Genomic DNA, 8,775 nt, shown 5'->3' on the forward strand with positions numbered 1-8,775 from the left:
CCCCCGCCAGGGGGAGGTGGCAGGCGCAGCCTGACGGAGGGGGAGGACGGCGATGTCCAGTCGCCTCTTGCCGCGGTGCTTCCGCCCCCTCCGTCGCCTTCGGCGCCACCTCCCCCTTGCGGGGGAGGATCAATGACCGAATTCGCTTTCCTACAGACCCCGATCAGGCATATCTCATCTGTCCCCTCAACCGATCGGGACAGCCCTCATGCCCATCGCCAACAGCCTGACACCCCGCCACCCGGCGTCGCGACACTGTCGCGTCGGTGTCGCGTCGCAGGCGCAAACCCGTCGCGTCGCGGTCGCTTCGCCCCGAAACCCCATCAAAAACGTCAGCTTCGTCGGACGCTCAAACCGTCCCGCGCAACTCCAGCGCCCGCGCAAACACCGCCTCGAACATCGCCGCCGTCAGCCGCCCGGTATTCTGGTTGTAGCGCGAGCAGTGATAGCTATCGATCAGCACCCGTCCGTCGGGCATGCGATGCTCCGCCAGATGGCCGAACCGGCATTTGGGCAGCTTGCCGCCCAGGATCTTGACCGCGCTCTGGTGCGCGATCTGGCCGAGCGCGATGAAGATGCGCGCATTGGGCAACGCATCGACCTGTCCTTCCGCAAAGGGGCGACAGGTCCGCGCCTCCTCGGGCGTCGGCTTGTTCTCCGGCGGCAGGCATTTGACCGAATTGACGATGATCGCCCCGCGCAACTGCAACCCGTCATCGGCCCGGCTCTCATAAGTTCCCTCGGTGAACCCGAACTTGGCGAGCGTCGCGAACATCAGGTCGCCCGCGAAGTCGCCGGTGAACGGCCGCCCCGTCCGGTTCGCGCCATGCTTGCCCGGCGCCAGCCCGATAATGCCGAGCCAGCCATCGGGATCGCCGAACGCCGGAACCGGCGCGTTCCACCAGTCGGGATATTCGACCCGCAACTCCTCCCGCAGCGCGACAAGGCGCGGACAGCGCGGGCAATCGTGCGGCGGTTCGGTATCGGGCAACGGACTTGGCGGGATCATGCAGCCGGGATAGGCGGGGCGGGTGAGCGCCTCAACCCACCATTATGTCGTCGCGCTGGGATCGAACCGGCGCGGCCGCCATGGATCGCCGCGACAGCAGCTGGCGGCGGCGATCGCGGCGATCGGCGGGGTGGTTGCGCACTCGCGGGCAATCGAAACCGCCCCGCTCGGCCCCTCGCGCCGCCGCTTCGCCAACGCCGCTGTCCTGATCGAAAGCATCGAAACCCCGCCCGAATTGCTGGCGCGCCTCAAACAGATCGAGCGGAGTTTCGGCCGCCGTCGCGGCCGCCGCTGGGACTCACGCGTGATCGACCTCGACCTGATCCTCTGGTCGGGCGGCGCATGGAGCAGCCCGGGCCTCACCATCCCGCACCCGCTGTTCCGCCAGCGCGCCTTCGTGCTGCGCCCATTGGTCAGCATCGTCCCCGACTGGCGCGATCCGCTGACGGGACGAACGATCCGCCAACTCGCCGCCCGCCTCCCCGGTTGACCCGCAACGCATCGCCGCTTAGGTGCAGCGCCTTACCCGCCTCGGGGGCCCTTAGCTCAGTCGGTAGAGCAACTGACTTTTAATCAGTAGGTCGATGGTTCGAATCCATCAGGGCTCACCACCGGAGACCATCATGTCCGACCAGCCGTTCGTTCAGCCCAGCGCACCCTCGTCGTTCGGCTACGAACTCTATCCGCGCGAATCCGCGCTGGAGGTCGAGGTGTGGCCGGTGTCGGGCAGCTGGTCGCCCTTTGTCGTTGTCGTCCCGGTGGCCGAGCGCGGACTGCTCAATTCGGTGGCGGTGGCGCGGCGCGACGAGCGCTATCTGGATGCGGCGATCGTCCGCAAGGTCGATGTCGATGCCGGCAGCCACGCCGGGTTCGGAGTCCACCAGAACGTGACGCCCACCGTCTCTGCGCGCATCTTCCTCAGCAAGACGCCGAGCGAGGTGCAGTTCGGTGAGGTCGGCAAGCCGCTGCACGTGCTGCGCTTCGAACCCTGATCGTCAGATCGGCAGCAGCCCCAGCCGCGCGACTGCCGTGAAATAGCCGCGCATCGCGTCGACCGCCCGCGCTGACAGCGTGATATGCGCCCGCCGCCGGTCGCCGGGATCGGCCTCGCGCTCGAACAGCCCGGCATCGTGCATCGTCCCGATCCAGCGCAGCGCCGTGGTCGGCGGGACCGACGCCGCGATGCACAGGCTCGACACCGACACGCGGCTGCCCTCCAACCGGGCGGCATAGAGGTCGAGCAACATGTCCCAAGCGGGGTCGGCGAAGAGTTCGGGGGTGAAATGCTGGTCGCGCAGCCGCCGGGCGCGGATCGTGGCACGGACGGTGCGCGGTGCCGGATCGGGCTCGCCGCCCGGTTCGGGACGATAGCCGCGGCCGGGTTCGCGCAGCTCGCGCCGCACCGGATCGGCGGCGAAATCGGACAGGACGGCCGCGAGCCGCGCCACCTCCTCGTTGAGCAGGCGCAAGCGTTCGGCCTCGCGCTCCTGCGTCGCATCGTGCAGCCGCGCCCCGGGCGGCGCACTCGCCCGGGTCAGCGCTGCGGCATAGTCGGTCGCGGACGGATCGCACAGCAGCACCGCCCCGGCGTCCATCAGGACCGGCGCTGCCAGATCGAGGGCGTCGGTGTCGAGCATGGCGATGATCCGGCAATCCCCGTTGTGGGTCCAGTCGGCAACGCGTTCGGCGCTTGCGGCGATCCGGTCGGGGTCGATGCCGCTGCCGTCGATGACGATCAGCTCGGCAGTGATCAGGCCGGCCAGCGCCGCATCGACCGCGTCCGGCGCGACCGTCCCCAGCACCCGCGCGCCGCTCGCGGTGACGACCGCCCGATGCCGCTCCTGCGCCGCTGGCGCTGCCACGATCAGGACGCGCGCGGCATCGGCGGCAAGCTCGGTAACCGTCATGGCGTCACTCATCGCAATCCCTCCGCTTTGCGGTGCAATGCGGATGTAATCGCGGGGCGGGGCGGCGCGTCAGCACAAGGCGGCTCCGAATTTAACCGGTCTGCCGCCCGTTATCTCCATTATGGATGCACTCTGGCAAGTGGCTTAGCCGAATACGTCCTCGGCATCCTCGTCCGCGTCGGCGAGCAGCAGCTTGGCAGCGGTAGCAATGCTGCCGCCTGCCAGCGTCACCCACAGTCCGGCGGTGATGGCACTGCCCAGCGAATAGAGGATCGTCGTTGCACTGAGCTGGCCGAACGACTGGGTCTGCGCTTCGACGGCGCGCGCGGTCGCCTCGGGATTTCCGGCGGCGGCGATCACGTCGAAGAAATAGCCGCCCATGGTGACCAGCGAAACGACCGTGTTCAGAACAAAGACGAGCAACGAGAAGACCAACGCGGCACCGAACAGGGTCCAGAAGCGTCCGCGGCTCAGGATCCATGCTTCACCGATCGCGATCTTGCCGCGATGGAGCGTGAGCGGGAAGGCGAGCGAGAAGCGGACGGTCAAGAACAGCATGATGGCGAATACGGCGAGCGAGAGCAGCAGCGTCACGATTACCGTGACCCCGCCCGATTCGCTGCCCATGGCGGCGCCGACGCCGATGAGGCCGGCCAGGATCGAAAAGCCGATGACCAGGATGACGCCGATAATGCCGAACAGGATCAGCAGCCCGAGCAGGCGGAGTTCATCCATGCCCAGCCGGATATAGCCCACGCTGTCCGCTCCCGGCCGCAGCACGGCGCGCATCGCCGCAGTGTAGAGGACCAGGCCGACCAACATCATGACGAAGCTGATCAGGTAGATCGGGATCAGCGCCCCGATCATCGCGCTGGGATCGCTGGCTGCGGCGGGGTTGGTGACGACCCCGAACATCGACCCGACCGACAGCATCATGGCGATGTTCCCGGCGAAATAGACCGCAATCCAGATCGCGACCGCCACGAAGCGTTCGCGCACCAGCCCGAACGCGCCTTCCAAAATCCGCCCGACACTCAGCATTGCCCATCCCCCAATGTTGCCGGGGGATGCTGTCCGGGTCGCGCCGATAGATCAAGCGATTAAGCGCGACCAGGACCGGACATATTCAGTCGAGCGACTTGACGATTTCCTCGACCATCTTCTTGGCGTCCGCCAGCAGCATCATGGTGTTGTCCTGATAGAACACGTCATTGTCGACGCCGGCATAGCCGACCCCGCCCATGCTGCGCTTGATGAACAGCACCGTCTTGGCCTTGTTCACGTCGAACACCGGCATGCCGTAGATGGGCGAGCTCTTGTCGGTCTTTGCCGCCGGGTTCACCACGTCGTTCGCGCCGATGATGAAGGCGACGTCTGTCTGGGCGAACTCGCTGTTGATATCCTCCAGCTCGAACACCTCGTCATAGGGGACGTTCGCCTCGGCCAGCAGCACGTTCATGTGGCCCGGCATGCGCCCCGCGACCGGATGGATCGCATATTTCACGCGGACACCATGTTCCTTGAGCTTGTCGCCCATTTCGCGCAGCGCGTGCTGCGCCTGCGCCACCGCCATGCCGTATCCGGGGACGATGATGACCTGTTCGGCCTGTTGCATCAGGAACGCGGCGTCCTCGGCGCTGCCCCGCTTCCACGGACGATCGGTCTTGGCCGCGCCCGCCGCTGCACCGCCGCTGTCTCCACCGAAACCGCCCGCGATCACGCTGATGAAGCTGCGGTTCATCGCCTTGCACATGATGTAGCTCAGGATCGCGCCCGAGCTGCCGACCAATGCGCCGGTGATGATCATCGCGGTGTTGCCGAGCGTGAAGCCCATCGCCGCCGCTGCCCAGCCCGAATAGCTGTTGAGCATCGACACCACCACCGGCATGTCCGCGCCGCCGATCGGGATGATCAGCAGGAAACCGATCACGAAGGACAGGACCAGCACGGTCCAGAACACCCATTCGGGCGCGCGCAGCTCGACCGTCAGGAACGCGATCAGGCCCAGGATCGCGGCGAGCGTGCCGAGGTTGATGACATGCCGCCCGGGCAGCATGATCGGCGCGCCGCTCATATTGCCGTTGAGCTTGAGGAAGGCGATGACCGATCCGGAGAAGGTGATCGCACCGATCGCGACGCCAAGGCCCAGCTCGATCCGGCTGACCGGCAGGATCAGGCCCGCGTTGGGCGATCCGGCGGGAAAGACGATGCCGAATGCCTCGGGGTTGAGATAGGCGGCAACGCCGACCAGCACTGCGGCAAGGCCAACGAGGCTGTGGAAGCCCGCCACCAGCTGCGGCATGTCGGTCATCTTGATCTTGCGCGCGATGACAAAGCCGACGATCCCGCCGACCGCGATCGCGCCGACAATCTCCGGCAGCGACGCGATCTCGTGCGTGACGAGCGTCGTCACCACCGCGATCAGCATGCCCGCCATGCCGAACCGGTTGCCGCGGCGGCTGGTCGAGGGCGAGGACAGGCCGCGCAGGGCCAGGATGAACAGCACGCCCGAAATCAGATAGGCGAGCGCGACCCAGGGGTTGATGGGAGCAGCTTCGTGCATCGGCTCAGCCCTTCTTCTTGTACATGGCGAGCATCCGCTCGGTCACGGCGAACCCGCCGAAAATGTTCACCGCGGCCAGCGCAACGGCGATCAGGCCGAGCCATTTGGCAGTCGCGCTACCGGCAGCCGCCGACGCAATGAGCGCGCCGACGATAATGACGCTGGAAATCGCATTGGTGACCGCCATCAGCGGCGTGTGTAGCGCCGGGGTCACCGACCACACGACATAGTAGCCGACGAAACACGCCAGCACGAAGATCGACAGGATCGAGATGAAGTCCATGATTACCCCTTCGCACTGCTGCGTACGGCGCTTTCCAGCGCGTCATTTGCCTTTCTGAGCGACTCAACGGCCCGGCCGCGCCAGCCAGGCGTCTGAAAATCGCAGATCTTGCCCGCCACCGCGTCGTGCTCGCGCCATTTTGCCGCGGCATCGATCAGGTGCTTCGTCAACCCGCTTTCACCCGCTTTGAGCAGGATCGCGTCGATGCGATCCAGCTCACTGAAAACCGCGAGGCTATCCTTGGAGAAGTGTAGAATCGCGCAGCGGCGTTCGTCCAAGAGGCGCCAATAGGCTTTCGATAACGGATCGATCGGCGTATCGGCGACGCCACCAAGCGGAATCCCCGCAGCCAAGAGCGCGAACAGAGTGCTCGCGCTCACCCGAGCAACCTCGGATTCACCACTTTGCCGCCCTGCGTCAGCCGGATCGCGTCGCCGATTTCTTCGTCCAGCACCGGCTTCCCCGCTTCCTTGTCCCAGAAGGCCGAGAGGAAATTGTAGAGGTTGCGCGCGAACAAGGCCGAGGCATCGCTCGACAGGCGGCTGGTCACGTTGCGGTGGCCGACGATCTTGACGCCGTGGCGTTCCACAACCTCGCCCGCGACCGCTCCTTCGACATTGCCGCCGGCTTCGACCGCGAGATCGACGATGACGCTGCCAGGACGCATCGACGCGATCTGTGCGTCGCTGATCAGCCGGGGCGCGGGGCGGCCCGGGATCAGTGCGGTGGTGATGACGATATCCTGCCTGGCGATGTGCGACGAGACCAGCTCGGCCTGAGCGGCCTTGTATTCGTCGCTCATCTCGGTGGCATAGCCGCCCGAGCCTTCGCCCTCGATCCCAGCGACATTCTCGACGAAGATCGGCTTGGCGCCGAGCGACTGGATCTGCTCCTTCGTCGCGCTGCGCACGTCGGTCGCCGAGACCTGCGCGCCGAGGCGGCGGGCGGTGGCGATCGCCTGAAGCCCGGCGACGCCGACGCCCATGACGAACACCTTGGCCGCCGATACGGTGCCCGCTGCGGTCATCATCATCGGGAAGACGCGGCCATATTCGGACGCGGCGTCGAGCACCGCCTTGTATCCCGCGAGGTTCGACTGCGACGACAATATGTCCATCGACTGCGCGCGGGTGATGCGCGGCATGAACTCCATCGCCAGCGCCTCGATCCCCAGCGCGGCATAGGCATCGACGCGCGCGCGCTCGCCGAACGGGTTCAGCCCCGCGGCGAGCCAGGCACCCGGCTTGATCCCCGCCAGCGTCGCGGGGTCGGGACCCTGCACGCCCAGCACGATGTCGGCATCGGCCAGCACGTCGGCGCGTGAGCCGATCGTTGCGCCGGCAGCTTCATAGCTTGCGTCGGATAGGAAACCGGTGTCACCCGCCCCGAGTTCAACCGCGACAGCGGCACCCAGCGAGACGAATTTCTTGACGGTTTCCGGCGTCGCGGAGACGCGCCGCTCACCGGCGGCGGTCTCCTTGAGGACGGCGATCTTCACCTTAGGCTGCGATCAGCCAGATCACGAACGCAGCGACGACGGCGCTGACGATCGTGCCAACCTTCAACAGCCGCATGAATCCGCCATAGGTCGCTTCATGTGCCTTCATGTCGCCGCTCTGGGCCATGCGTCTTCCCCTCGTAACGCTGTTATGGTTCCTGTCTTAGACAGCGGTCGCGCGCCTCTCAACCCCTGTGCGCTTTAGGCAGGCTTAAGCCCGTCTTTACCCGACCGTCTTATGCTGGGTGACCGAATAAGGGACAGCCGAGACAGGTTTGGGGACGAACGATGACGCGCAACGGACAGCGCCAGTTGATGCTGATCGATGAAGAACCGGCCCAGCGCCGCCTGATCGCCGCCATTGCGGCGCGGCGCGGATGGCGCACGATCTTTGCCAGCGACCATGAAACCGCGGTGGCGACGCTGGGCACGCCCGATGGCATGGCACTCGATGCGATCATCCTCGATCATTGGGCGCCCGATTTCGATGCGGCGTCGCTAATCGCCGAGCTGCGGCTCAACCGCCCGATGCTGCCGATCCTGCTGCTGACCGCCAACGGCTCGGTCGCGGCCGCAGTCAGCGCGATGCGCGCGGGGGCGACCGATTTTCTGGTGAAGCCGCTGGCGGCCGAGCGTCTGCTCGCCGCACTGGACTGTGCGGTCGGGGCGAAGGTTGCGGGCGAGCTGCGTCCGCTGACCGAGAAGATGTCCGCGCATCTCGCGTTCGACGAGATTGTCGGGTCCGCGCCGCAGTTCCGCGCCGCGCTGGCGATCGCGGCCAAGGCGGCGCGCGCGCGTGTGCCGGTGCTGATCGAGGGCGAGAGCGGCGTCGGCAAGGAAGTGGTGGCAGAGGCAATCCATGCCGCGTCGCCGCGCCACACCAAGCCGATCGTCCGCGTCAATTGCGGTGCGATTCCCGCGAACCTGGTCGAATCCGAACTGTTCGGGCATGAAAAGGGCGCCTTTACCGGTGCGTTCGAACGCAAGATCGGGCGGTTCCAGGAGGCTGATGGCGGCACCATCTTCCTCGACGAGATCGGCGAAATGCCGCTGGAGGCGCAGGTCAAGCTGCTGCGCGTGGTCCAGTCGGGCGAGGTTCAGCCGATCGGCGCGCGCCATGCGTCGCAGGTCGATGTCCGCGTGATCGCGGCGACCAACAAGACATTGCTGACCGAGGTCGAGGAAGGGCGGTTCCGCGAGGATCTCTATTACCGGCTCAACGTCGTGCAGGTGACGATCCCGCCGCTGCGCGACCGTGCCGGTGACATCGCGCCGCTCGCGCGCCACCTGCTCGCGCGCATTGCCGAGCAGCCCGGGCTGCGGCCGCTGGGGATTACCGACGATGCGCTGGCGTTGCTCGGCGGCTATGACTGGCCGGGCAATGTGCGGCAGCTGCAGAACGCGCTGTTCCGAGCGGCGGTGCTGTGTGACGGCGATGCGCTGACCCGCGCCGATTTCCCGCAGATCGCGCAGCTGGCGGGCGGACGTCCGGCAGGGGGCGGGCAGGCTCATGGC

At 66.6% G+C, this 8,775-nt stretch carries 11 protein-coding genes and 1 tRNA gene; 4 read left to right on the forward strand and 8 right to left on the reverse strand.

Translation table 11 applies throughout. The features are described 5' to 3' along the window. Positions 1-349 precede the first annotated feature (349 nt). Entirely contained in the window at positions 350-1,009 is a 660-nt protein-coding gene (locus tag AX681_RS12530) for a uracil-DNA glycosylase (protein WP_066657863.1), read from the reverse strand. 22 nt (positions 1,010-1,031) lie between these two features. Here AX681_RS12530 and folK point away from each other — a divergent pair, with 22 nt between their 5' ends. The 3 genes from folK to AX681_RS12545 all read left to right on the forward strand — a co-directional run bounded on the left by folK (position 1,032) and on the right by AX681_RS12545 (position 2,001). Then, positions 1,032-1,499 carry a 2-amino-4-hydroxy-6-hydroxymethyldihydropteridine diphosphokinase gene (gene folK, locus AX681_RS12535; protein ID WP_066657861.1) on the forward strand — a complete coding sequence of 156 codons (468 nt, stop codon included), beginning with the start codon at positions 1,032-1,034 and terminating at the stop codon, positions 1,497-1,499. A gap of 45 nt (positions 1,500-1,544) precedes the next feature. Continuing rightward, a tRNA-Lys gene (locus AX681_RS12540) sits at positions 1,545-1,620 on the forward strand. A gap of 12 nt (positions 1,621-1,632) precedes the next feature. Then, positions 1,633-2,001, forward strand: a complete 369-nt coding sequence (locus AX681_RS12545; RefSeq protein WP_066657859.1) for a hypothetical protein — start codon at positions 1,633-1,635, stop codon at positions 1,999-2,001. A 3-nt stretch (positions 2,002-2,004) separates the two neighbouring features. Here the strand turns inward: AX681_RS12545 and AX681_RS12550 are convergent, their stop codons facing one another. The 7 genes from AX681_RS12550 to AX681_RS21445 all read right to left on the reverse strand — a co-directional run bounded on the left by AX681_RS12550 (position 2,005) and on the right by AX681_RS21445 (position 7,387). Then, positions 2,005-2,928, reverse strand: a complete 924-nt coding sequence (locus AX681_RS12550; protein ID WP_156442627.1) for a hypothetical protein — start codon at positions 2,926-2,928, stop codon at positions 2,005-2,007. A 132-nt stretch (positions 2,929-3,060) separates the two neighbouring features. Then, positions 3,061-3,957 (reverse strand): hypothetical protein, encoded by an 897-nt coding sequence (locus AX681_RS12555; protein ID WP_066657853.1) that lies wholly within the window; start codon positions 3,955-3,957, stop codon positions 3,061-3,063. 85 nt (positions 3,958-4,042) lie between these two features. Continuing rightward, positions 4,043-5,479: an NAD(P)(+) transhydrogenase (Re/Si-specific) subunit beta gene (locus tag AX681_RS12560; RefSeq protein ID WP_066657846.1), complete on the reverse strand. Its 1,437-nt coding sequence runs from the start codon at positions 5,477-5,479 to the stop codon at positions 4,043-4,045. Between the two features lie 4 nt (positions 5,480-5,483). Then, the gene (locus AX681_RS12565) at positions 5,484-5,762 is read right to left on the reverse strand and encodes an NAD(P) transhydrogenase subunit alpha (RefSeq protein ID WP_066657843.1); all 279 of its coding nucleotides are present in this window, start codon (positions 5,760-5,762) and stop codon (positions 5,484-5,486) included. Positions 5,763-5,764: 2 nt separating this feature from the next. Next, positions 5,765-6,142, reverse strand: coding sequence for a hypothetical protein (locus tag AX681_RS12570; RefSeq protein WP_066657840.1), 378 nt, complete (start codon positions 6,140-6,142; stop codon positions 5,765-5,767). Next, a complete protein-coding gene (locus AX681_RS12575) occupies positions 6,139-7,260 on the reverse strand; it encodes an NAD(P) transhydrogenase subunit alpha (RefSeq protein ID WP_066657837.1) in 1,122 nt (373 codons plus the stop codon). The genes AX681_RS12570 and AX681_RS12575 overlap by 4 nt, the downstream gene beginning before the upstream one ends. 1 nt (position 7,261) lies before the next feature. Then, positions 7,262-7,387, reverse strand: coding sequence for an aa3-type cytochrome c oxidase subunit IV (locus AX681_RS21445; RefSeq protein ID WP_082737864.1), 126 nt, complete (start codon positions 7,385-7,387; stop codon positions 7,262-7,264). Positions 7,388-7,548: 161 nt separating this feature from the next. Between AX681_RS21445 and AX681_RS12580 the strand changes: the two genes are divergently transcribed. Next, positions 7,549-8,775: sigma-54-dependent transcriptional regulator (locus AX681_RS12580; RefSeq protein WP_066682364.1), on the forward strand; the 1,227-nt coding region annotated here is incomplete at its 3' end.

Origin of the sequence: Sphingomonas sp. CCH9-E2 (assembly GCF_001557215.1) — a bacterium.
In the GTDB taxonomy this organism is placed as follows: Bacteria; Pseudomonadota; Alphaproteobacteria; order Sphingomonadales; family Sphingomonadaceae; genus Sphingomonas.